Genomic DNA, 21279 nt, shown 5'->3' on the forward strand with positions numbered 1-21279 from the left:
TTCGACGCCTGGCGGAGTGATTTCGTGGACCGGGCCCGTTATTCGGTGATGCCGAACATGTACGCGTACTCGGGGACTCTCAGGTCCATGAACTGGTGGGCGTTAGGCTCGCAGTCAGCCATGAGGAAGTTGTGCCTTCCTTGCTGGTCAGGCTCTCGGTTCGGGACTGGCATCCCGGCCGGGGGCCGTCGGTTTGATGTTGTGGCGCGAGCCTAGGTCGTCAGTTCGGTGGTCGTTCGGGAGATCGATCGCGTTCACCCCTGTGAGTTAGTGAGCCGCTCCCGTGGTGGTGTCAGGGTGTTGGGAAAAGCGGTGTGCAGGCTGCTTGTAGTGCGGTGATGGCTGTGGTGAGTTGGGTGAAGGTGCCGAGGGCCGACGTGATGGAGTCGAGGCTGCGGCGGAGGATGTGGCGGCTGGGTTCCGGCTGAGTGGCCTCGGATTCGAGGTCGTCGAGGGCTTGGTCGGCGTATTCCACGTCGTCGTCGGAGACGAGGTTCTGCTCGCGCAGGGCGTCGAGTTGGTCCCGTAGGGCCTCGATCGCCTGGGTGATCGCGGTCTGCGGAGCGGAGCGGCCGTAGGTGTTCGTCATCGAGGCGTGGGCGCCTTGTCCGACGGCCTGCGCTCCGCCGTAGTTGACGTTGCTGCCGTGGATGCCGCCCGGTGGCGGGGGCGGCCAGGTCGGTGGGGTCGCGGGCATGGCGAGGCTCCTGTCCGGTCAATGGGGTTGTGGTGAAGGGCGGTTGGGGGCGCTTGGGGGCGGTGGGGCGGAGCCCCGGCCGGGGTTGCCGGTCATCGAGGCCCGCGCGCCGCGGCCCACGGCCTGTACGCCGCCGTAGTTGATGTTGTTGGTGATGGACCGGGCCTGTTCCTCCAGGGCGGTGACGTCGTAGCCGTGCTTCTTGAGTTCGGCCGCCAGGGTGGTGCGCACCCGGATGCCGATGCTGGCGAGGAAGCGGTCGACGTCGTTGTACTGGAAGGTGTTCTGGTAGCCGTCGGCCGCTCCGCGCTCTCGGACGTTGAGTGCCGGGGCGTGGTCGATCGCGTAGCCGCGGCGCGTGAGCCGCCAGTAGTGGATCCGGTTGCGCAGGACGCGTCGCAGGGATCGGGCGGTGCACATCATCTCGGCCAGGGCGGCGAACAGGTCGCGGCCGGCGCCGGCTGCCGATCGCAGGATCACGTCGATGGCGTCGGCAGGCGGTGAGGGCGCGTCGTAGAAGTCGATGGCGTGGTAGCGGGGGTCGACGGGCAGCAGGGCGTAGGGCTGCCACTCCACGTACATGAGGTCGCCCTGGGTGGTGACGCGCACCAGGACGGTGACGGCGACCTCCTCCTGCCATGCGCCGACGCGGATGGCGAGGAAGTGGCGAAGCCGTTCGTGGCCGCACAGGTCGAGGGCGTCGGCCCAGCGGGGGTCGAGGACGGCCGCGCCGGGTGTGTGCGGAGTGGACAGTGACATGCCGCCGAGCCAGGCGCTGGTGGGCCCCAGGCGGATGCCGGGCCGGAAGACGCGGTCGGTGACGCGCAGGTTGTGCAGGGAGTCCTTGGGGTACTCGCGACCGCTCGCCAGACCTCGTACGCCGGCGGCGATGGCCTGGTGCAGGTGGGTGGCGTTGATGGGGGTGGGGGCCTCGACCGTTCCGGTCGCGCCGGTGGCGGGCCGCAGTTCGAAGGCCATGGCCCAGACCGCGTTCTCGAGGAGGGTGCCGAGGCCGATGAGCGGGGCGTGGTTGCGGTAGAGGAGTTCGGGGCCGCTGCGTTGGTGGTGGAGGGTTTCGTAGACCTTCTCCAGCCAGGGGTTGGCGGTCTCGGGGTCCGGTGCGGTGCCGGAGAGCGGGCCCTTGCGGTCGCCGAGCAGCATGACGATACGGAAGCGCCAGACCGCCGAGGTCAGCAGGACGGCGACCAGGACGGCGACGTAGGTGCGTAAGGACGGTTCGATCTGTTGCAGGTACTCGGGCATGTACTGGGCGAGACTCCGGCCGTCTCCGGCGAGGGGCCGCTCGTAGATCTCACGCAGCGGTGAGCCGGTCCACCACACGGAGGAGACGACGGCGATGAGGACGGCCGTCGCGAGGGTGCGGAACATGACTTCCGCGATCTGCCACAGCATGAAGCGGGAGCGTTTGTCCAGGTCGGGTGGTTGCACGTCGTTCGCCGCGCTGCCGAAGCCGGTCAGGCGCAGGAGCAGCAGGGTGGCCAGCACCAGGAGGGCGGACTTGCGGTTCGCCAGGCAGCCGATGGCGAGTGCGGCGACGTAGACGCAGCCGCAGAGGGCGGGCAGGCGCCGGGAGCGCAGGCACTCGTGGAGGATGCGGACCAGGCTGATGCCCGGGGTGGGGGCTGGCAGCCGGTGGCGGTTCTCGACGAGTTCGCGGATGACGTCGTCGCGAAAGCCCCGGTCGAGGTAGGCGGCGGCGGAGAGGTAGCGGGTGGCGTTGCCGCCGGGTGGGCCGGCGTGGAACTCGATGAGCGGGAGCGAGGGGGCGGGTGTCTGCGGTGGTGCGGGTGGTCGCGGTGGGGGTGGTGGTGCGGGCCTGGGCCCGGGTGAGGGAATCGCCATGCGCCTGCCCCCGTTTCGATTTCCGGCCGTCGAGGGGGCGGGCATGCGGCGCCGTCCCCCGATGGGCGCTGAAAACCGCTTGCGCGGAGCTCAATTGAAGCAGTCGGGGGTCGTGAGCGGCAGGGAAAGTGCAGGTCCCGTGCGCTGCTGTGGGTGCCCGCGGCACCGGTGACCGCCGCCTGTCACAGGGGTGACGTGGCGGCGGTGCGGGCTACTTCGGCGCGTGGGTCACCGCGTAGATCATCACGAACGCCACGATGTGGATGCCGAAGAGGAAGTAGCCGAGCCACCACCACATCTGGCGTTCGTTGTGCGGGTCCTTGGGCCTGTTGTCCTCGGGCCTGTTGTCCTCGGGTCGGGTGTCCTCGGGTGGGTTCACAGGTCCCGGTGCACCTTCGTGTTGGATGCCTGGGCGCGGGGGCGGACGACGAGGAGGTCGATGTTGACGTGGCTGGGGCGGGTGACCGCCCAGGTGATGGTGTCGGCGACATCGTCGGCCGTCAGGGGCTGCGCCACGCCCTCGTAGACCTTGGCCGCCCTGGTCTCGTCGCCGCCGAAGCGGGTCAGGGCGAACTCGTCGGTCCTGACCATGCCGGGCGCGACCTCGATGACGCGGACCGGGCGGCCGACGATCTCCAGGCGGAGGGTCTCGGCGAGGACGTGGGCGCCGTGCTTGGCGGCGACGTAGCCCGCGCCGCCCTCGTAGGTGCCGTGGCCGGCCGTGGAGGAGACGACCACCACCGTGCCGTCGCCGCTCGCCTCCAGCTTGGGGAGCAGGGCCTGGGTGAGGTTCAGGGTGCCGATGACGTTGGTCTCGTACATGGTGCGCCAGTCGGCCGGGTCGCCGGTCGCGACCGGGTCGGCGCCGAGCGCGCCGCCGGCGTTGTTGACGAGGACGCCGATGCTCTTGAAGGCCGTCGCGAACTCGTCCACCGCCGCGCGGTCGGTCACGTCCAACTGGTACGCCGTCGCGGTGTGGCCGGCCGCGTTGATCTCCTCGGCCAGTGCCTCGATGCGGTCCTTGCGGCGGGCGGTGAGGACCACCCGGTAGCCGGCCGCGGCGAGCTGCCGTGCCGTGGCGGCTCCGATTCCGCTGCTCGCACCGGTGACGACGGCGATGCGGGAGGCGGCGGACGGTGCGGCGGTGGGCATGGCTGCTCCTCGTGCGGGTCGATGTGCGGGTCGATGCGGTCGGGCCGGGTCACGTCGAGTCGAGTCGATTCACGTCGAGTCGGGTCGACGGATCCGTCCGGCCAGGATAGGCGCGCGGTGCGGTGGGACAATGAGATGGGTGATCCCCTTGGACAGGAGGTGGATCGATGGGACAGGCACGTGAGGTCATGGACCGGCTCACCACGGCGATCACCACCGGGAATTCCGACACCATCGCCGGTCTCTACGCGCAGGACGCGGTCGCGGTCACCCCGGACGGCGGGGAACTCCACGGTCGCGACGACATCGCCGCGTACTGGCGGCAGATGACCCAGGCGGTTCCGAACGGTTCGTACGAGTCTGTGCACGCGTACGAGGTCGGCAACACCGCCATCGACGAGGGCGTTTTCACCGGCCGCAACACCGGGCCGATCCAGTTGCCGTCGGGGGAGACGCTGCCTCCGACGCAGAAGGAGATCAAGATCCGCGGGGTGGACTTCGCCACGGTCGACGACGCCGGGCGGATCGTCGACTACCGGCTCTACTTCGACGAGATGGAGTTCCTGGGGCAGCTCGGGTTGCTGCCCGACGAGCCGTCCTGAGCGGGGACGGGTGGGGCCGCCGTCAGAGTGGCGGTCGGTTTCGCATGCCGCCGTCGGGGGCCCTCGGCCGCGTGTCACCTGTTGGACGGCGCCTGCCGGGCGCCGCGCGGGGGATACATCGCTACGACCACGTGGAGTGAGGAGTGGCGGTATGCGGCGGATGCGGGTTGCTGCGGTGTGCGGCGCGGCCGTGGTGACGGCGGTCGGCGGGGTGACTCCGGCGGCCGGGTCGGTGCGTGGTGCCGAGGCGGATCTCGCGTATCACGGGTCCGCCGGCATGGTCGCGGGCCGGGTCGACGTACGGTTCACGCCGCACAATCCCGGGCCGGGCGCCGTGCCCGACTCCGTGGTGCAGATTCGCTGGTCGCAGCCGCTGGCGGAGGGGCAGGCGCTGCCCGCGGGGTGTGCGCCGGAGGGGGATCGGGCGGTGCGGTGCCGGGTCGGGCCGCTGGGCGCGTACGACACGGGTGAGCGGATCGGCCTGCGGGTACGGCTGCGCGACGCGGCGTCCGAGGTGCTGGTGGAGTTCGACCCGGTGGGCAGCGGCGGGGTGGTCGACGAGAGCCGGGCGGAGGAGCGGCAGCGGGTGCTGGTGCTGGACACGGGGGACACGTACTACTTCTGACGCCCGTACGCCCGTACGCGCGTGTGCCCGTGCCTGCGCCCGTGTGCCCGTAGGCCCGCGCGGCGACGGTGGTGACCCCGGGCGTCAGGCGTCGGCGTTCTCGGCGTCGTAGGCCGCGCGGGAGCGGTGGACCTCGTCGAAGTGGGTCTCCGCCCAGTTCTTCACGGCGGTCAGCAGCAGGGCGAGGTTCTGGCCGAGTGCGGTCAGTTCGTAGTCGACGCGGACCGGGACGGACGGGGTGACGGTGCGGGTGACCAGGCCGTCCCGTTCGAGTGAGCGCAGGGTCTGGGTCAGCATCTTGGGGCTGACGCCCGCGATCTTGCGGCCGAGGTCGCTGTAGCGCATGGGGCCGGCGGCGAGGGCGGAGACGGCGAGGCTGACCCACTTGTCGCTGATCCGGTCCAGGAGCTGGTTGGTCGGGCAGCTCTTGAGGAACGCGTCGTACTCGATCCGGGCCTGTTCGCGTCGCTGGGCCGCCGTCGTGGTCGCCATGGCTCACCTCTGGGGTACATACGCACTCTCAGGTAACTACTTACCTGGAGATAGTAACTCTTCCTAGGGTTGTTCGCAGTGGACGGGAGAGCGTCCCGCCCACCCGATGACGAACCGAGGGAGTAGCTGTGCGTGCTGTTGTGGTGGATTCGGTCGGTGGGCCCGAGGTCGTGGAGGTCGCTGAGACCGGCGTACCGGAGCCCGGCGAGCGACAGATACGGATCAAGGTCTCGGCGGCCGCGCTGAACCCCGTGAACGCGGGTGTGCGGGCCGGGGCCTTCGGAGGTGTGGACGCGCGGACCGGGCTCGGCTGGGACGTCGCCGGGACGGTGGACGCGGTGGGCGTCGACGGTTCCTGGAGCGTGGGTGACGCGGTGGTGGCCCTCCACTACGGCATGGTCAAGCCGCTCGGCACCCACGCGGAGTACGTGGTGGTGGACGCGGACGCCGTCGCCGCGGCGCCGGAGACGGTGGACGCCGTGCACGCGGCGTCGCTGCCGTTGAACTCGCTGACCGCCGTGCAGGCTCTGGACCGCCTGGAGCTGACGTCCGGGCAGTCGCTGCTGGTGACGGGTGCGGCGGGCGCGGTCGGTGCCTACGCGGTGCAGCTCGCCGCGCGGCGGGGGATCAAGGTCACCGCGCTGGCCCGGGAGGCGGACGAGGAGTTCGTACGGTCGCTGGGGGCCGTCGGTTTCACGGCGGGCGGTGTCGAGGCGGGGAGCTTCGACGCGGTGCTGGACGCGGCGGTCCTGGGCGCGCCGGCGCTTGAGTGGGTGCTGGACGGGGGCGCGTACATCGGCGTCATCCCGCACGCCGAGCCCGGGCCGGTGCGCGGGGTGCGGACGGGCGCGGTCGAGGTGAGCGCCGACGGTGCGCAGCTCGCCGAACTGGTCCGGCTGGTGGACGAGGGCGCGCTGACCCTGCGGGTGGCGGAGACCTACGCCCTGGACGACGCGGCGAAGGCGCACGCGCGCCTGGCGGAGGGCGGGGTGCGCGGGCGGCTGGTGCTGGTGCCGTGACCGGGTGCCGCGATGCGTCGTCGTTCGGGTGCGGCGCCGTCGTGGCTGGTCGTGCCCACGCGGCGGTAGCCGCAGATCCAGCACGGCCCCGCGCCCCTCGAGGGCGTTGCTGCTCGGCGGCGTCATCGGGGGCTGCGGCTTTTCTCCGGCAGCATCCGGCCGCAGGGCCCGGGCCGACCGGACCCGGCACCCGCGCGAAAGCGACCGCGACCGCTGCGAAGCATGTGCGCGGCCCGGAGGGTCCGGGGACTATCGGGGCTCTCCCCCCTGTGCGTACGCCGTCGGCGGTACCCCCACCGTCGTTGTGAAGTCCCGTACCAGGTGGGCCTGGTCGGCGTAGCCGAGGTCGGCGGCGAGGGCGGCCCAGTCGACGTTCGTGCGGGTGCCGGCGAGTTCCAGGGCCTCGTGGATGCGGTAGCGCAGGATGCACCACTTGGGGCTGACGCCGACGTAGGTCGAGAAGAGCCGTTGCAGCGCCCGGACCGACAGGCCCCGCTCCTGCGCGAAGTCGCCGACGCGCAGGACCGTGCGATCGGCGCGGATGTGCCTCACGAGGCCGATCGCGAGGTCGGCCTGCGGGTCGGGGGTGCACGGGAGCGCCAGGAGGAAGTCGTCCAGGGCGGCCACCCGGGCGTGGTCGTCGGTGGGGGTGACGATCGCGCGGGCGGTCTCGGCGGTGGCCCCCGGGAACACCTCCCGGGCGGGCAGCGCGCGGCCGGTCCAGCGGGACACCGGCGTCTCGGGGGCGTAGGGGCGGAATCCGCCGGGCCGGAACTTCACCCCGCAGACCCGGCCCCGCCCGGTGAGCTTCCGGGTGTACAGGCCGAGCGCGACACCGGTGACCTCGGCATACGGCGGGCCCTCGTCCTCGTCCCACTGGAAGGTGAGGTTGACGGCCGGGTGCGGGACGACGTGGGAGGCGTAGGGCTCGGGCAGGTCCCAGTCGATGAGCCAGTACCACTCGACGTACCGGCGCAGCGGCTCGGCGGGCTCGTGGCGGCGGAACCGTACGCGGTTCAGCAGCCCGGACGGGTCGACGATCCCGCGGGTGTCGTGGCGGGGTGCCTCCATGGCCGGATCGTACGTCGCGTTTCTTCAAGATGGGCGGCCGCCGGTGTCTCTACGGTCGGGGCATGGATACGAACGGTGTGAAGACGTACGGCATCGGTGAGCTGCTGGCGATGGCGCGCGAGCGGGCGGTCGTGGTGGTGCGGGGCATCCCCGACGAGGCGCTCGGCGCGCCCACGCCCTGCGCGGAGTACGACGTGAAGGCGCTGGTCAATCACCTCTACCAGGTGATCGTGCAGTTCCAGCGGCTGGCCGCGAAGGAGGCGTCGGACTTCGGCGACACCCCGGACCGGGTCGCCGGGAGTGCCGAGTGGCGCGAAGGGCTCGCCGAGGAGGCGGACCGGCTGGTGGCGGCCTGGTCCGCGCCCGGCGCCGAGGAGGGCAGGACCGGCGCGATGGACATGCCCGCGCGGCTGGTCGGCTCGATGGCGCTGCTCGATCTGACGGTGCATGTGTGGGACCTGGCGCGGGCGACCGGCCAGGACTACCCGGGCGCCGACGAGGCGGTCGTGGCGGAGCTCGCCGGCGCGGTGGACACGCTGGCGCCGACGGCCAGGAAGATGGGGGTGTTCGGGGAGCCGGCCGCCGAGCCGGAGGGCGCGTCGGCGTTCGAGCGGCTGCTCGCGCGGACCGGCCGGGATCCGCACTGGCGGTAGTCGCGGCGGGCCGGCGGCCGTACGGGCAGGTCGGCAGCCTCGCAGGCGGGTCGCCATCCGTCGGCTGCTCGCGCGGACCGGCCGGGATCCGCACTGGCGGTAGTCGCGGCGGGCCGGCGGCCGTACGGGCAGGTCGGCGGCCTTGCAGGCGGGTCGCCATCCGTCCCGGTGGGCCGGGAATAGTCCCCGCCCGGTCTCCGTTCTCCGGGTATAGTTGAACCGTCAACAACCTGGAGGGTGAGCGACCATGCAGTTCGGGATCTTCAGCGTCGGCGATGTCACGCCGGACCCCACCACGGGCCGTACGCCGACCGAGCGCGACCGCATCAAGGCCATGGTCGCCATCGCGCTGAAGGCCGAGGAGGTCGGACTCGACGTCTTCGCGACCGGTGAGCACCACAACCCGCCGTTCGTGCCGTCGTCGCCGACGACGATGCTCGGCTACATCGCGGCGCAGACGGAGCGGCTGGTGCTGTCCACCTCCACCACGCTCATCACCACGAACGACCCGGTGAAGATCGCCGAGGACTTCGCGATGCTCCAGCACCTGGCCGACGGCCGGATGGACCTGATGATGGGCCGCGGCAACACCGGCCCGGTCTACCCCTGGTTCGGGCAGGACATCCGCCAGGGCATCAACCTCGCCATTGAGAACTACGCCCTGCTGCACCGGCTGTGGCGCGAGGACGTGGTGAACTGGGAGGGGAAGTTCCGCACGCCGCTGCAGGGCTTCACCTCCACGCCCCGCCCGCTGGACGGCGTCGCGCCGTTCGTCTGGCACGGCTCCATCCGCTCCCCGGAGATCGCCGAGCAGGCCGCGTACTACGGCGACGGCTTCTTCCACAACAACATCTTCTGGCCGGCCGACCACACCAAGCAGATGGTCGAGCTGTACCGGTCCCGGTACGCCCACTACGGCCACGGCACGCCCGAGCAGGCGATCGTCGGGCTGGGCGGCCAGGTGTTCATGCGGAAGAACTCCCAGGACGCGATCCGCGAGTTCCGGCCCTACTTCGACGTCGCCCCGGTCTACGGCCACGGCCCGTCGCTGGAGGACTTCATGGACCAGACCCCGCTGACGGTCGGCTCCCCGCAGCAGGTGATCGAGAAGACGCTGTCCTTCCGCGAGTACGCCGGTGACTACCAGCGCCAGCTCTTCCTGATGGACCACGCCGGGCTGCCGCTCAAGACCGTCCTGGAGCAGCTCGACATGCTCGGCGAGGAGGTCGTACCGGTGCTGCGCAAGGAGTTCGCCGCCGGGCGCCCGGCCGGCGTGCCGGACGCGCCGACCCACGCTTCCCTGCTGGCCAGGAAGGAGTCCCAGGAGGTGACCGTCGCATGAAGCTCGTCGTCGTGTCGGCGGGGCTGAGCGCCCCGTCCTCCACCCGGCTGCTGGGCGACCGGCTGGCCGCGGCGGCCGTGCGCACGGCCGCGGACTCCGTTCAGGTCGAGGTCGTCGAGCTGCGCGACCTCGCCGTGGAGATCGCGCACAACTTCACCAACGGCTTCCCCGGGCGGAAGCTTGCCGCCGCGATCGACGCGGTGACCTCGGCCGACGGACTGATCGTCGTCACGCCGGTGTTCTCGGCGTCGTACAGCGGGCTGTTCAAGTCGTTCTTCGACGTGATCGAGAAGGACGCGCTGGCGGGCCTGCCGGTACTGATCGCCGCGACCGGTGGCACGGCCCGGCACTCGCTGGTCCTGGAGCACGCGCTGCGTCCCCTCTTCGCCCATCTGCGGGCCGTGGTCGTCCCGACCGGCGTGTACGCCGCCTCGGAGGACTGGGGCGCCGAGGGCCTGGACGGGCGCGTCGAGCGGGCCGCGGGCGAGCTGGTCCGGCTGATGCAGGGGCTGTCCGGGACCCGGCGCCCGGTCGGGGACGACCTCGCGGTGGTGCCGTTCGCCGAGCAGCTCGCGGCACTGTCCGGCCAGGCCGGCGCCTGAGGGAGCGGTGCCGGGCGGCACGTCTCAGCCCGGCCGCCGCCTGAGGGGCGAGGCCGTTCAGGTTGAAGCGGGGCCTGGGGGCTAGGCCCCCGGGTCCTGCGGCGCTGTGACGGTGAGATCCCAGTAAGAAGGGTGATCGTAAGCTCGCTCACCCGGCCGAACCGCCGTCGGCCTTGGCAGACTGAACGGGTGTCCCAGACTGTTCTCCTCGCCGAAGACGACCGCGCCATCCGCCACGCCCTGGAGCGCGCGCTGACCCTGGAGGGCTATCAGGTCACCGCGGTCGCCGACGGCGTCGAGGCGCTGGCGCAGGCCCACCGCACGCCGCCCGACGTGCTCGTGCTGGACGTGATGATGCCCGGCATAGACGGGCTCCAGGTCTGCCGGGTGCTGCGCGCCGAGGGCGACCGCACCCCGATCCTGATGCTGACGGCGCTCGTGGAGACCCAGGACCGCATCGCGGGCCTGGACGCGGGCGCCGACGACTATGTGGTCAAGCCCTTCGACGTCGAGGAGGTCTTCGCCCGGCTGCGCGCCCTGCTGCGCCGCACCAGCGAGGCGAACGGCGCCCCGGTCGACGCACCCCCGAAGCCGGCCCCCGGGCCCACCGGCCGGCTGATCGAGGCGGCCGGCCTGCGGATGGACCCGCAGGCGCGCCGGGCCTGGCGGGGCCCGCGGGAGCTGGAGCTGACGCGGACCGAGTTCGAGCTGCTGGAGCTGCTCGTGCGCAACGCCGGCATCGTCCTCGACCACGCCACCATCTACGACCGCATCTGGGGCTACGACTTCGGCCCCGGCTCCAAGAACCTCGCCGTCTACGTCGGCTACCTGCGCCGCAAGCTCGACGAGCCGGGCGTCCCGCAGCTCATCCACACGGTCCGCGGGGTGGGTTACGTACTGCGGGAGGACTGAGTGGGCGGCCCCGCCCGCCGTCGGCTTGCCAGGATCGTCGCCGCACGGCTGCTGAACGGACGGCGGCGGACCGGGCTCGTCTCGCTGCGTTCCACCTTCGCGGTGTCCTTCGCGGCCGTGACCGCCGTCGTCACCGTCCTGGTCGGGCTGCTGTCGTACACGGCCGCCGCCCGGCTGGTGCGGGTGGACCAGGAATCCGTGTTCGACGAGGTCGTGCAGGACCTGCGCGCCGAGGTGACCCAGCGGCCGATGCGGCCGGACGACTTCTCCTCCTCCGCGCCCGGCCACGATCTCGTCCGGCCCGCCCGTACCGACGTGCAGGTGCTGGGCCCGGACGGCGCCGTCGTCGACCCCGGGCGCCCGGGGCTGCCGGTCACGGCCACCGACCGGCGGATCGCGGCCGACGCGGCGGCCGGGCGGATGGTCCAGCACAAGGACGTCGACGTCGGCAGCGACGTCTACCGCGTCGCCACCGTCGCGCTCGGCGGCGGCCGGGGCGCCGTGCAGATCGCCCAGGAGTTCAGCGACACCGAGGACCTGCTGCGGGCGCTGCAGCAGCGGACGCTGCTGCTGATGGCGGCCGTGGTGACGCTCGCGGGGCTCTTCGGCTGGTGGCTGGCCCGGCGCATCACCCGCCGCCTGGTCGTCCTCACCGACGCGGCCGAGGACGTCGCGCGCACCCGGCAGCTCGGCATCCAGGTGCCCGTCACCGGCTACGACGAGGTCGGCCGCCTCGGCCGGGCCTTCGACCGCATGCTGGGGCGGCTGGCGCAGTCGGAGGAGGACCAGCGGCGGCTGGTGCAGGACGCGGGCCACGAGCTGCGCACACCGCTGACCTCGCTGCGCACGAACATCTCCCTGCTGCGCCGCATCGACGAGCTCCCGCCCGACACCCGCGACGAGCTGGTGGCCGACCTGGGCCAGGAGGCACGTGAACTGACCGACCTGGTCAACGAGTTGGTCGACCTGGCGGCCGGGCAGTCCGACGCCGAGCCGGCCCAGCGGGTGGACCTCGCCGACATCGCCGAGGACGTCGCGGGCCTCGCACGGCGGCGTACGGGACGGCGGATCCTGGTCCGGGCGAGCGGCGAGACCACCACGGAGGGCCGGCCGGGGATGCTCCAGCGGGCGGTGACCAACCTCGTCGAGAACGCGGCGAAGTTCGACCGTGACGGAACCGCGCCGATCGAGATCAGCGTCGCCGGGCCGGCCCGTCCCGGAGCGGTCCGTGTCGAGGTCCTGGACCGGGGGCCCGGGATCGCCGAGGACGACCTGATCCGGGTCTTCGACCGCTTCTACCGTGCCGCCGACGCGCGTTCCCTGCCGGGGTCCGGGCTGGGTCTTTCGATCGTGCGGGAGGTGGCGCTGGCGCACGGCGGGGCGCCGTTCGCGTTCCGGCGGGAGGGCGGCGGGACGACGATCGGGTTCACGGTGGGCGGCTCCGGCTGACGGGCCGGTTCCGCCGCAGGCCCGCGCTGTCTCGTACCTTCCCGCGATGGGCCACCATCTGGTCGGGCGGGCCGTGCGTCGGGCCCGGCGGCAAAGGGGAGGAACGTCATCGTGCTGAGTGATGTGGAGAGCGCCGTACTGGCGCAGATCGACGAGGCCGGGATCGCGCGGACGCTGCTGGAGCTGATCTCCGTGCCGAGCGTGACCGGCAGCGCGGCCGAGTCGGAGCTCCAGCATCTGCTGGCCGGGAAGCTGCAGCGGCTCGGCCTCGACGTCGACCTGTGGTCCATGGACCTGGACGCGCTGCGCGCGGACCCGGAGTTCCCGGGGACGGAGGCCGACCGCGAGGAGGCTTGGGGGCTGGTCGCGGTCACCGAGGACGGCGGGGACGGGCCCACCTTCGTCATGCAGGGCCATGTGGACGTCGTACCGCCTGGGGACCCGGACGCGTGGGAAGGCGATCCGTTCGTGCCGAGGGTCGTCGGGGACGTCGTGCACGGGCGCGGCGCCTGCGACATGAAGGGCGGGCTGACCGCCCACCTCGCCGCGCTCGCCGCGATACGGGCCGCCGGGGTGCGGCTGCGCGGGCGGGTCGGCGTGCACTTCGTGGTCGGGGAGGAGGACGGCGGCCTAGGCGCCTTCGGCACCCTGCGGCGCGGCCACCGCGGCGACGTCTGCGTCATCACCGAGCCGACGGGCGGCGCCCTCGTCACCGCCAACGCGGGCGCGCTGACCTTCCGGATCGCCGTACCCGGCAAGGCGGCCCACGGCAGCGCACGCGACCAGGGCGTCAGCGCGATCGACGCGTATGTGCCGCTGCACGGGGCGCTGGCCCGACTGGAGACCGAGCGCAACCGGGACGCCCACCCGCTGATGGCCGGGCACCCCATCCCCTACGCCCTGTCGGTGGGCACCGTCCGCGCCGGGGACTGGGCGAGCAGCGTGCCCGATCTGCTTCTCGCCGAGGGACGGCTGGGCGTACGGCTCGGCGAGGACCCGGCAACGGCGCGGGCCGCTTTCGAGCAGTGCGTAGCCGAGGCGTGCGCCGCCGACCCGTGGCTGCGCGACCACCCGGCGACGGTGACCTGGCCGGGCGGGCAGTTCGCCAGCGGCCGGCTGCCCGAGGGGCATCCGCTGCCGGAGCTGATACGCGGCGCCCACGCCGACGCCGGGGGAGCCGCGGACCCGCGCGAGTGCGGGGCGCCGTACGGCAGCGATCTGCGGCTGTACGCCGCGGCGGGGATCCCGACGTTGCAGTACGGGCCGGGGGACATCCGGGTGGCGCACAGTGCGCGGGAACAGGTCGCGGTCGCCGAAGTGGTCCAGGTGGCACGGACGTTGGCGGTGACGGTGCTGCGGACGGCCGGCGTCAAGTGAGGGGTACCGCATGCCGTCCTGAGGGGTACGGCATGCCGTCCGGGGAGGGCCCTGCGCTCGTGCGTATGAAGTCCGGCGAAAGCGGTCACTGCCGGATCCCGGCTCCGCACACTCCATGACCGTGTTGACGCTGAAGGCCGGCCCGCCTGGACGCCTGTGCCCTGCTCGACGACGCCGCGCCGCGCCGGGTGCCGGATCTGCGGATCGGGCCGTCGGACCACGGGTTCGCCGACTGGGCCTGCGGTGGTGGACGTGCCGCACCGTACGTACACCAACTCCGTGGGAGACCGGACGGTGGGGATGTTCCGGATGACCGTACGGGGGCAGCAGCCGGCCGAGAATGAGTGCGCCACGGCCGAGGCGCTGACCGCGACCGCGCTCGGGAACATCGCCGAGCGCGTGCCGCGGGACAGGTGACCGACGGGGCGCCCTGAGATCGTGCTGGTCAGGTGCGGGTGGCCGAAAGGCTGCCGAGGACGTCGGTCAGCAGCTCTTGCTGATGTTCTGTCAGGAAGAAGTGGCCGCCCGGGAAGGTGCGCAGGGCGAAGTCGCCGGTGGTCGTCTCGCGCCAGGCCGCCGCCTGCGCCACGGTGACGCCGGGGTCCCCCTCGCCCGCGTAGGCGGTCACCGGGGTGTTGATCCGGGCGCCGGGCGTGGGGCGGTAGGTCTCCATCAGGCGCAGGTCGGCGCGCAGGGAGGGCAGGACGACCTCCAGCAGGTCGGGGTCGTCGGCCAGCGTCTCGTACGCTCCGCCCAGCCCGCGCACGCCCGCGAGCATCGTGGCGTCGTCCTCGTGGTGCAGTCGGCGGCCGGTCCGCTCCGTGAAGGGGGTGGCCTGACCCGAGGCGAACAGCCGCAGCGGGGGCGTTCCCCGGTCCTCCAGACGGCGCGTGACCTCGTAGCCGACGGTGGCTCCCATGCTGTGGCCGAACAGGGCGAACGGTGTGTCCAGCAGCGCGGTGAGGGCGTCGGCGACGGCGTCCGCGAGCAAGTCCATGTCCGTGACACAGGGCTCGGCGAGGCGGTCCTGCCGGCCCGGGTACTGCACCGCCACCGGCTCCACCTCCTCGGGCAGCACTTCGGCCCAGCCCCGGAAGAAGGCGGCGGTGCCGCCGCCGTGCGGGAGGCAGAACAGCCGGAGGCGGGGTGTTGCCGCGGGGCGGTAACGCTTTAGCCAGCGGGTGGAGTGGAGCACTTTTCAGACATCCTTTCCTCGCCCTTGAACAAGCCACGGTAACCGCCGATCGGCCCCTCCGGCGCACATACCAGAATATGGATCGATCTTGACTGCCCAGGCGGGCACGTGTCAGTGTCCACAAGGAATATGAGTCGCACGGGGGAGCGAATGCCCGGTTTGGCCTTGATCGGGTAGGGGTGACCTCGTATTCACGAACGGGGAACCAGCATGGCGGAGCTGAAGTTCCACTGGTGTTCACCGCTGGACAGTGGGCAGCAGAAGGCGACCGAAAAATATCGGTCGGGGGAGCTTGACTTCGACGGGATCGTCGACTTCGCGCAGGAGGCCGAGCAACTCGGCGTCGACTCCCTGCTCATGGGCATCAGCTACCACATGCCCGACCCGCTTCCGATGATCGGCGCCCTGGTGCGCGAGACGGAACGCGTCAAATTCATTCTCGCCTATCGTCCGGGCCTTTTGTCCCCGACGCTCTTCACTCAGGTCGTGAACACCATTTCCTGGATGTCCGACGGCCGGATATCGCTGAATCTGGTGGCCGGAATATCCCCCGCCGAGCAGGCGTACTACGGCGACTTCCTGGCTCACGACGACCGCTATGCCCGATCCAATGAGTTCCTGAGCGTGCTGCACCGCTTCTGGGAAGGCGAGAATCCGCTTTCCCACCGGGGCGCGCACTATCGGATCGAGGAAGCCCAGCTCGGACTGGGATACAAAGGCGGCGGCCGCCCCACGATCTATATCAGCGGCGCCTCCGCCCCCGCGCAGAAGACCGCCGTCGACTTCGGTGACGTCTGGCTGCGCTACGGCGACACCCCGGAGGGCATCGCGCGTGCCACCGCGCCCGTGCTCGCCAACGGATGCCGGGCCGGCATCCGCATGCACGTCCTGGCCCGCCCGACCCGCGAGGAGGCGCTGAGCGACCTCGCGGAGATGATGCGCGACCCCGACGAGGACCACCGCGCCTGGGTCAGCAGCTTCGTCGCCGCCTCCGACTCCGAGGCGGTGAAGAACTCCTTCCGCCTGGCCGAGAAGGCCCAGGACGACTGGCTGTCCCCCTACCTCTACTCCGGCGCCGTCGCCTACCGCGGCGGCCCCGCGCTCTGCGTCGTCGGCAGCTACGAGGAGGTCGCGGCCTACCTGTACGAGTACCAGGCCGCCGGCGTCAGCGAGTTCATCTTCTCCGGCTGGCCCACCCGGGACGAGATGCGGATCTTCTACACCCACGTACTGCCCCTCATCCGGGAGCACGAGCGCACCGCCGGACCGGCATGACGGCGCGCGTGGAGAGCCTGCACCGGGGGCTGTTCGCCGCCGGGGTCCTGCTCGGGCTGATCGCGGAGCAAGTGGTGCTGTTCGCCGTGCCGTTGCTCATCTTCCAGGACACCGGCGACGTCTCGACGCTCGGCTTCGCGTTCGCCCTGGAATGGCTTCCCGGGCTGCTGGCCTACCCCTTCGCGGGGCTGATCGCCGACCGGGACGGAGGAGCCCGGCTGTTCTCCCGGGTCTCCGTGGGCCGCGCCGCCGTCCTCGGCCTCGTCGTCGTGGTGGTCCTTGCCGAGCCGGGCTGGACCACGGCCGCCCTGATGACCAACGGCGCACTGCTGTCGATCCTGGCGGCGCCCGTGCGGATGTCCGTCGAGAAGATGGTTCCGCAGGTGGCCCGGGGCGAGAAACTGGCGACCACGCAGTCGCTGGTGCAGAACATGGAGCTGCTGGCGATGGCCCTCGGGCCCGCCCTCGCCGCCGTCGCCGTACTGGTCCTCGGCAAGGTGTGGCTGCTCGGCCTCGCGGCGGCCGCCTTCCTGCTCGCCGCCTCCTGCTGGCTGCCGCTGCCCCGGCAGAAGTGGCAGCCCGGGAACGGCGGCGGCGCCCGGGAGATCCTCGGTGAACTCGGGCTCGGCTGGAGACTGCTGATCCGCAACCGCCCGGTCCGGCTGCTGGCCGTGCTCAACTTCGCCATCAACCTGGTCTTCGCCACCGTGCTCAGCGCCAACGCCGCCCTGGTCACCGGGGTGTTCGGCGCCTCCGAGTCGTCCTACGGCTTGCTCAACACCTTCGTCGGCATCGTGGGCCTGGGCAATCTGCTGGTCATCCCGCTGCTGCTGCGCAAGCTCGACGTGCACGTCCTCGGCGTCATCGGGTTCACCGCCCTGTGCGCCGCGCTGCTCGTCGCCGGCACCGCGTCCTCGTTCGCCGTCTACGGCACCGCCTTCGTCGCGGGAATGACCGGAGTGGCGTACTACAACGTCTTCAACCGCACCCAGCGGATCAAGGTCATCCCGCAGGAGCACCTGGGCAAGGTCATGGGCCCCTTCTACCTGCTCAACCTGCTCTCCTACCCGATGGCCGGACTCCTGGTGGGCACCGCCGGCGAGGCGATCGAGCCCCAGGACCTGGTGACCGTGCTCGCCGTGGTGCTCAGCGTGTTCGGGGCCGTCCTGCTGCCGCTGGTCATGCGCAGCTTCCGCCAGGTGCTCGCCCCGCGGGACGCGGCCTCCCCGGACGTACCCCAGACAACAGAGGTGCACTGATGCATATCGTCCTGGTCAATCGCTGGCCCCGCTTCTCGGACGGGATCCGCTGGGACAACGAGCTCACGCGGTACGAGGAGTTCATCGACCACGACAAGCACCGGGTGAGCTACGTCGTCGACGCCCTCGGCGCCGAGGGCGTCCTCGTCGACCCCTCCCGCATCGCGCACTTCGTGCAGGTCGAGGACGTCAACGACTTCGACGCGCTGCGCTCGGCGGTCCAGGAGGTGACCGACAAGGCCGGGCCCGTCGACCAGCTCATCGCCCTGTCCGAGTTCACCCTGGAGATCGCCGCCCGGGTGCGGGTCGACCTCGGCATCCCCGGGCCCACACCCGAGCAGGTGGCCGTGTACCGCGACAAGGTCCGCATGAAGGAGGTGCTGGCCGAGGCGGGGGTACGGGTACCGCGCTTCGCGTCCTGCACCGACCTGGAGGGTTGCGTCGCCTTCGCCGGCTCCACCGGCTACCCGGTGATCCTCAAGCCGGTCGACGGCGCCGCGAGCATCGGCGTCCACCGCGTCGACGACGAGGCCGCGCTGCGGGAGATCGTGCCCACGCTCGACCTGACCCGGTACGAGATCGAGGAGTTCGTCACCGGCACCATCCACCACGTCGACGGCTTCGCCGACGCGCGCTGCGAGGTCCCCTTCCAGGTCGCGTCCGTGTACGTCAACGACTGCCTCGCCTTCGGGTCCGGCTCGCCGCTTGGCTCGGTGGTGCTGCGCGAGAGCGATCTGCGCACGCGCATCGAGGACTTCACCCGTGAGTGCATCGCCGTCCTCGGGATGTACGACACGCCCTTCCACCTGGAGCTGTTCGTCACCGAAAACGGTGAGCTGGTCTTCCTGGAAGTGGGCGGCCGGGTCGGCGGCAGCGAGGTGCCGCACCTGGTGAACAGGCTCTTCGGGGTCAACCTGTACGAGGCATGGCTGCGCGCCCTGTCCGGCGAGAGCGTCGAGCTGCCGCCCAAGTCGGGCGACCCGAGCGGCGGCTGGCTCGTGCTGCCCAAGCCGGCCGGGCTGCCGCTGCGGGTGCGCAGGGCGTCCCCGATGAAGGAGCGGTTCGAGACGATCTGGCGCGAACTCGTGCCCCGGCCGGGGGAGGTCCTGGAGCCGGGCGGCAGCTACGACGCCCTGCACAGCGGCCGGTTCATCCTGCTCCACGAGGACCAGCAGAGGGTCACGGACGACATCCACCGCATCATCGAGACCTTCGAGTTCGAGGTGGAAAAGCCATGAGCGGGGCCGGCCGGTGAGCGCCCCTCACGCGAGCGGCGCCCACCGGCGGCTCACGTGGCGATCATGACCGTCGCCGCGGTGACCCCGACGACGACGATCACGACGCGCAACGCCATCGCCGGCAGCCTGCGGCCCACCTTGGCCCCGAGCAGACCGCCGACCGTCGAACCGGCCGCGATCACCGCGGCGGCCGCCCAGTCGACGTCGGCGACCGCCACGAACACCACCGCGGCGGCACCGTTGACGATGGCGGCCAGCACGTTCTTCGCCGCGTTCAGCCGCTGGAGGTCGTCCCGCAGGAAGCTGCCGAACAGGCCCATGAGCAGCACCCCTTGGGCCGCGCCGAAGTAGCCGCCGTACACGCCGGTGCCCAGCACCCCGCACCACAGCGGCACCCCGCCGTCCGCGCCGGCGCGCTCGGGCCGCTTGCGCAGCCAGGCGTTCAGCCGGGGCTGGAGCAGCACCAGGGCGCACGCGGCGAGGATCAGCACCGGGACCACGGTGTCGAAGGCGGCGGAGTCGAGCTGGAGCAGGAGCAGGGCTCCGGTGAGACCGCCGATCAGGGACGCGGCGCCGAACCGCAGCAGCCGGCGCCGCTGCCCGCGCAGCTCACGGCGATAGCCGTAGGCGGCGCTGAGCACCCCCGGGACGAGCCCGATGTTGTTGGTCACGTTGGCCAGAACCGGTGGAAAGCCGCAGGCCACCAGAGTCGGAAAGGTGATGAGCGTGCCGGACCCCACCACGGCGTTGATGGCGCCCGCGGCCACGCTCGCGGCCCCGATGGCGACGGCTTCCACGAAGTTCAACGACTTACCTTCCGGATATCAGCTCGTCGACGACGGGACCCTCGGGCGTGTGCCGGGTCGCGATGCGCTGCTTGTGGGGATCGCCGTCGAGAATCAGGTCCACGACCCCCGACTGTCCCATGCCGGTCATGGAGCGCGTGGTCCGGGCCGCCAGAACGCGGAGCTGGGCCAGGGGCAGTCCGCTGAACCGTTCCAGCTCGGCCACGAGGGCCGCCTCGTCATCCGTCGGGTCCGCGTCGGAGGTGAGCAGCGTGACCATGGCGTCCACCCGCTCCAGCAGCTCGGGCTGTTCGGCCTTGACGTAGCCGGCCAGACCGGCGCCGCCGTCGGTGAAGGGCGAGTGGACCATGCAGACGAGCTGCTCCTCGGTGATCCCGAAGCAGTCCTGCGCGTAGGTGTCCATGCCGGCGCGCATCCGCTCGACGGCGCCCTCACCGTCGTACCGGGAACCGATCAGCTCGATCAGGTGGTCGGGGAACTCCTTCTTCCGCATGAGCTGCTTGCCGAAGTTCACGTACTCCTCCAGCCCCTCCGCGTAGGAGCGGCCGTAGACGCGCTCGCACTTCAGGCCGCGGATGTGGGCCATCAGTGCCGGGTTGCCGCAGTCGGACTCGGAGAAGCTGAAGGCGAGTTCGTCGAAGCGGAAGCCGAGGAAGTCCGTCAGCAGGTCCCAGTGGTCGCCGGAGGCGTAGGCGGTGTCGTCGTAGATCGAGAAGAAGCGGAGCTGGTCGGGTGTGTCGTGGTGGACCCGGCGCTCGTGGATGAGACCGCTCGCCCCGGCGCCGTAGATGTCGCTGAAGTAGGCGCGTCCGATGTTGTCCGTGGCCTTGAGGACCCCGCGGAAACCGGCCCGGTCCTCGCCCTCGGGGGCGACGCCCATGCGCTCGGCGAGGCGGTGGATCCACACCAGGTAGGTGCGCTGCTCGTAGGGGGAGTCGCCGGTGATGATGACGTCCACGCCGCCGTCGTGGGAGGCGCCGAGGCCGAAGGCGTGGGCCGCGCTGAGGTTGCAGGCGTTGCAGAAGGTCGGGCGGCCGTCGCCGAGGGTGCGGTGGCCGGTGACCAGGATGTCGAGGCGGTTGCGGGCGATGACGTGGTCGCGCTGCGGCAGGTCGACATGGAATGGCGAGATTTCGTCCCCGTCGACGAGCAGTTGCTCGCAGTCCGGGTCCGGTTCCAGTCGGAGCGCGGCGTAGGTGCGGTCGATGTTGTGCATGACGGCGACGGGCATTCCGGCGTGGCGCATGGTGACCACGCGCAGCCGGAACGTCTCACCCGCCTCCTCCAGCAGCCGCAGTTGCATGGCCCGGACGAAGGCGGTGGTGTACGCGCTGTCCTTGCCGCCGCCGTAGGCGACCATGACGACCCGCTCCGGGAGCGGGCCCAGTTCCTCGAGCTGGGCGCGGAGTTTGGGGACGCAGCGTTCCACCTCGTCCCAGTGGCCCGAGGACATCCAGTGCCGCAGCTCCTCAAGGGTCGTCCGGCGCAGCTCGACGACGTCCTGCGGGGCCGGCCGGCCGGGCCCGGTGGTTTCGGTGGTCTGGGTGGACAATGTCGGATCCCCTCACAAACGGAAGGGGGAATTTCCAAATTCAGTACGCGATCCACGCGTCCCGGGCATCCCCCAATGCAACTCGCCGGAGGATAGCG

Annotated in this window: 22 protein-coding genes; 13 read left to right on the top strand and 9 right to left on the bottom strand. The window is 71.5% G+C overall.

The window, feature by feature from the left end; genetic code table 11:
• Positions 1-292: 292 nt before the first annotated feature.
• From ACZ69Q_RS42060 to ACZ69Q_RS42075, 4 genes are all read right to left on the bottom strand, one after another.
• Positions 293-697 carry a DUF5955 family protein gene (locus ACZ69Q_RS42060; protein ID WP_471053299.1) on the bottom strand — a complete coding sequence of 135 codons (405 nt, stop codon included), beginning with the start codon at positions 695-697 and terminating at the stop codon, positions 293-295.
• An 18-nt stretch (positions 698-715) separates the two neighbouring features.
• Positions 716-2560, bottom strand: a complete 1845-nt coding sequence (locus ACZ69Q_RS42065; RefSeq protein WP_471053302.1) for a hypothetical protein — start codon at positions 2558-2560, stop codon at positions 716-718.
• Between the two features lie 211 nt (positions 2561-2771).
• The gene (locus ACZ69Q_RS42070; RefSeq protein ID WP_471053305.1) at positions 2772-2939 is read right to left on the bottom strand and encodes a hypothetical protein; all 168 of its coding nucleotides are present in this window, start codon (positions 2937-2939) and stop codon (positions 2772-2774) included.
• Positions 2936-3712, bottom strand: coding sequence for an SDR family NAD(P)-dependent oxidoreductase (locus ACZ69Q_RS42075; protein WP_471053307.1), 777 nt, complete (start codon positions 3710-3712; stop codon positions 2936-2938). Before ACZ69Q_RS42075 ends, ACZ69Q_RS42070 begins: the two co-directional genes overlap by 4 nt.
• Positions 3713-3879: 167 nt before the next feature.
• Between ACZ69Q_RS42075 and ACZ69Q_RS42080 the strand changes: the two genes are divergently transcribed.
• Both ACZ69Q_RS42080 and ACZ69Q_RS42085 read left to right on the top strand, forming a co-directional pair.
• Complete coding sequence (locus ACZ69Q_RS42080; protein WP_471053309.1) at positions 3880-4314, top strand: ester cyclase; 435 nt, start codon at positions 3880-3882, stop codon at positions 4312-4314.
• A gap of 151 nt (positions 4315-4465) precedes the next feature.
• Positions 4466-4939, top strand: a complete 474-nt coding sequence (locus ACZ69Q_RS42085; RefSeq protein WP_471053311.1) for a hypothetical protein — start codon at positions 4466-4468, stop codon at positions 4937-4939.
• 84 nt (positions 4940-5023) lie between these two features.
• Here the strand turns inward: ACZ69Q_RS42085 and ACZ69Q_RS42090 are convergent, their stop codons facing one another.
• Positions 5024-5431, bottom strand: a complete 408-nt coding sequence (locus ACZ69Q_RS42090) for a winged helix-turn-helix transcriptional regulator (protein WP_471053314.1) — start codon at positions 5429-5431, stop codon at positions 5024-5026.
• Positions 5432-5559: 128 nt separating this feature from the next.
• Here ACZ69Q_RS42090 and ACZ69Q_RS42095 point away from each other — a divergent pair, with 128 nt between their 5' ends.
• On the top strand, positions 5560-6450 hold the full coding sequence (locus tag ACZ69Q_RS42095) for an NADP-dependent oxidoreductase (RefSeq protein WP_471053316.1): 891 nt from the start codon (positions 5560-5562) through the stop codon (positions 6448-6450).
• Positions 6451-6699: 249 nt separating this feature from the next.
• On the opposite strand, the gene ACZ69Q_RS42100 is transcribed toward ACZ69Q_RS42095, so the two are convergent.
• The gene (locus tag ACZ69Q_RS42100) at positions 6700-7521 is read right to left on the bottom strand and encodes a DUF6597 domain-containing transcriptional factor (protein WP_471053319.1); all 822 of its coding nucleotides are present in this window, start codon (positions 7519-7521) and stop codon (positions 6700-6702) included.
• 62 nt (positions 7522-7583) lie between these two features.
• Here ACZ69Q_RS42100 and ACZ69Q_RS42105 point away from each other — a divergent pair, with 62 nt between their 5' ends.
• From ACZ69Q_RS42105 to ACZ69Q_RS42135, 7 genes are all read left to right on the top strand, one after another.
• Positions 7584-8174: a TIGR03086 family metal-binding protein gene (locus tag ACZ69Q_RS42105; protein WP_471053321.1), complete on the top strand. Its 591-nt coding sequence runs from the start codon at positions 7584-7586 to the stop codon at positions 8172-8174.
• A gap of 247 nt (positions 8175-8421) precedes the next feature.
• On the top strand, positions 8422-9516 hold the full coding sequence (locus tag ACZ69Q_RS42110) for an LLM class flavin-dependent oxidoreductase (RefSeq protein WP_471053324.1): 1095 nt from the start codon (positions 8422-8424) through the stop codon (positions 9514-9516).
• Positions 9513-10118: an FMN reductase gene (locus ACZ69Q_RS42115; RefSeq protein ID WP_471053327.1), complete on the top strand. Its 606-nt coding sequence runs from the start codon at positions 9513-9515 to the stop codon at positions 10116-10118. The genes ACZ69Q_RS42110 and ACZ69Q_RS42115 overlap by 4 nt, the downstream gene beginning before the upstream one ends.
• Positions 10119-10307: 189 nt before the next feature.
• Positions 10308-11030 (top strand): response regulator transcription factor, encoded by a 723-nt coding sequence (locus ACZ69Q_RS42120; RefSeq protein ID WP_471053330.1) that lies wholly within the window; start codon positions 10308-10310, stop codon positions 11028-11030.
• Positions 11031-12479 carry a sensor histidine kinase gene (locus ACZ69Q_RS42125; RefSeq protein WP_471053333.1) on the top strand — a complete coding sequence of 483 codons (1449 nt, stop codon included), beginning with the start codon at positions 11031-11033 and terminating at the stop codon, positions 12477-12479. It abuts the gene before it with no gap.
• Positions 12480-12590: 111 nt separating this feature from the next.
• Complete coding sequence (locus ACZ69Q_RS42130; protein ID WP_471053336.1) at positions 12591-13856, top strand: ArgE/DapE family deacylase; 1266 nt, start codon at positions 12591-12593, stop codon at positions 13854-13856.
• A gap of 252 nt (positions 13857-14108) precedes the next feature.
• Positions 14109-14273 carry a hypothetical protein gene (locus tag ACZ69Q_RS42135; RefSeq protein ID WP_471053339.1) on the top strand — a complete coding sequence of 55 codons (165 nt, stop codon included), beginning with the start codon at positions 14109-14111 and terminating at the stop codon, positions 14271-14273.
• Positions 14274-14301: 28 nt separating this feature from the next.
• Here the strand turns inward: ACZ69Q_RS42135 and ACZ69Q_RS42140 are convergent, their stop codons facing one another.
• The gene (locus ACZ69Q_RS42140) at positions 14302-15051 is read right to left on the bottom strand and encodes a thioesterase II family protein (RefSeq protein ID WP_471053341.1); all 750 of its coding nucleotides are present in this window, start codon (positions 15049-15051) and stop codon (positions 14302-14304) included.
• Positions 15052-15261: 210 nt separating this feature from the next.
• Here ACZ69Q_RS42140 and ACZ69Q_RS42145 point away from each other — a divergent pair, with 210 nt between their 5' ends.
• From ACZ69Q_RS42145 to ACZ69Q_RS42155, 3 genes are read left to right on the top strand one after another with little or no spacing between them, the layout of a single operon-like run.
• Positions 15262-16326 (top strand): LLM class flavin-dependent oxidoreductase, encoded by a 1065-nt coding sequence (locus tag ACZ69Q_RS42145; protein WP_471053344.1) that lies wholly within the window; start codon positions 15262-15264, stop codon positions 16324-16326.
• Positions 16323-17585: an MFS transporter gene (locus ACZ69Q_RS42150; protein WP_471053347.1), complete on the top strand. Its 1263-nt coding sequence runs from the start codon at positions 16323-16325 to the stop codon at positions 17583-17585. Before ACZ69Q_RS42145 ends, ACZ69Q_RS42150 begins: the two co-directional genes overlap by 4 nt.
• The gene (locus ACZ69Q_RS42155; protein WP_471053350.1) at positions 17585-18823 is read left to right on the top strand and encodes an ATP-grasp domain-containing protein; all 1239 of its coding nucleotides are present in this window, start codon (positions 17585-17587) and stop codon (positions 18821-18823) included. The genes ACZ69Q_RS42150 and ACZ69Q_RS42155 overlap by 1 nt, the downstream gene beginning before the upstream one ends.
• 50 nt (positions 18824-18873) lie before the next feature.
• Here ACZ69Q_RS42155 and ACZ69Q_RS42160 read toward each other — a convergent pair whose 3' ends face one another.
• Both ACZ69Q_RS42160 and ACZ69Q_RS42165 read right to left on the bottom strand, forming a co-directional pair.
• Positions 18874-19629 (bottom strand): sulfite exporter TauE/SafE family protein, encoded by a 756-nt coding sequence (locus tag ACZ69Q_RS42160; protein WP_471053353.1) that lies wholly within the window; start codon positions 19627-19629, stop codon positions 18874-18876.
• A 4-nt stretch (positions 19630-19633) separates the two neighbouring features.
• Complete coding sequence (locus ACZ69Q_RS42165) at positions 19634-21181, bottom strand: PqqD family protein (RefSeq protein WP_471053356.1); 1548 nt, start codon at positions 21179-21181, stop codon at positions 19634-19636.
• Between the last annotated feature and the right edge of the window lie 98 nt (positions 21182-21279).

This window comes from Streptomyces sp. NPDC036764 (genome assembly GCF_055609385.1).

Coding starts and splice junctions, on each gene's coding strand:
- ACZ69Q_RS42105 (WP_471053321.1), top strand. CDS start 7,584: ATGGATACGAACGGTGTGAAGACGTACGGCATCGGTGAGCTGCTGGCG.
- ACZ69Q_RS42110 (WP_471053324.1), top strand. CDS start 8,422: ATGCAGTTCGGGATCTTCAGCGTCGGCGATGTCACGCCGGACCCCACC.
- ACZ69Q_RS42150 (WP_471053347.1), top strand. CDS start 16,323: ATGACGGCGCGCGTGGAGAGCCTGCACCGGGGGCTGTTCGCCGCCGGG.
- ACZ69Q_RS42100 (WP_471053319.1), bottom strand. CDS start 7,521: ATGGAGGCACCCCGCCACGACACCCGCGGGATCGTCGACCCGTCCGGG.
- ACZ69Q_RS42090 (WP_471053314.1), bottom strand. CDS start 5,431: ATGGCGACCACGACGGCGGCCCAGCGACGCGAACAGGCCCGGATCGAG.
- ACZ69Q_RS42155 (WP_471053350.1), top strand. CDS start 17,585: ATGCATATCGTCCTGGTCAATCGCTGGCCCCGCTTCTCGGACGGGATC.
- ACZ69Q_RS42145 (WP_471053344.1), top strand. CDS start 15,262: ATGGCGGAGCTGAAGTTCCACTGGTGTTCACCGCTGGACAGTGGGCAG.
- ACZ69Q_RS42085 (WP_471053311.1), top strand. CDS start 4,466: ATGCGGCGGATGCGGGTTGCTGCGGTGTGCGGCGCGGCCGTGGTGACG.
- ACZ69Q_RS42115 (WP_471053327.1), top strand. CDS start 9,513: ATGAAGCTCGTCGTCGTGTCGGCGGGGCTGAGCGCCCCGTCCTCCACC.
- ACZ69Q_RS42065 (WP_471053302.1), bottom strand. CDS start 2,560: ATGGCGATTCCCTCACCCGGGCCCAGGCCCGCACCACCACCCCCACCG.
- ACZ69Q_RS42080 (WP_471053309.1), top strand. CDS start 3,880: ATGGGACAGGCACGTGAGGTCATGGACCGGCTCACCACGGCGATCACC.
- ACZ69Q_RS42060 (WP_471053299.1), bottom strand. CDS start 697: ATGCCCGCGACCCCACCGACCTGGCCGCCCCCGCCACCGGGCGGCATC.
- ACZ69Q_RS42075 (WP_471053307.1), bottom strand. CDS start 3,712: ATGCCCACCGCCGCACCGTCCGCCGCCTCCCGCATCGCCGTCGTCACC.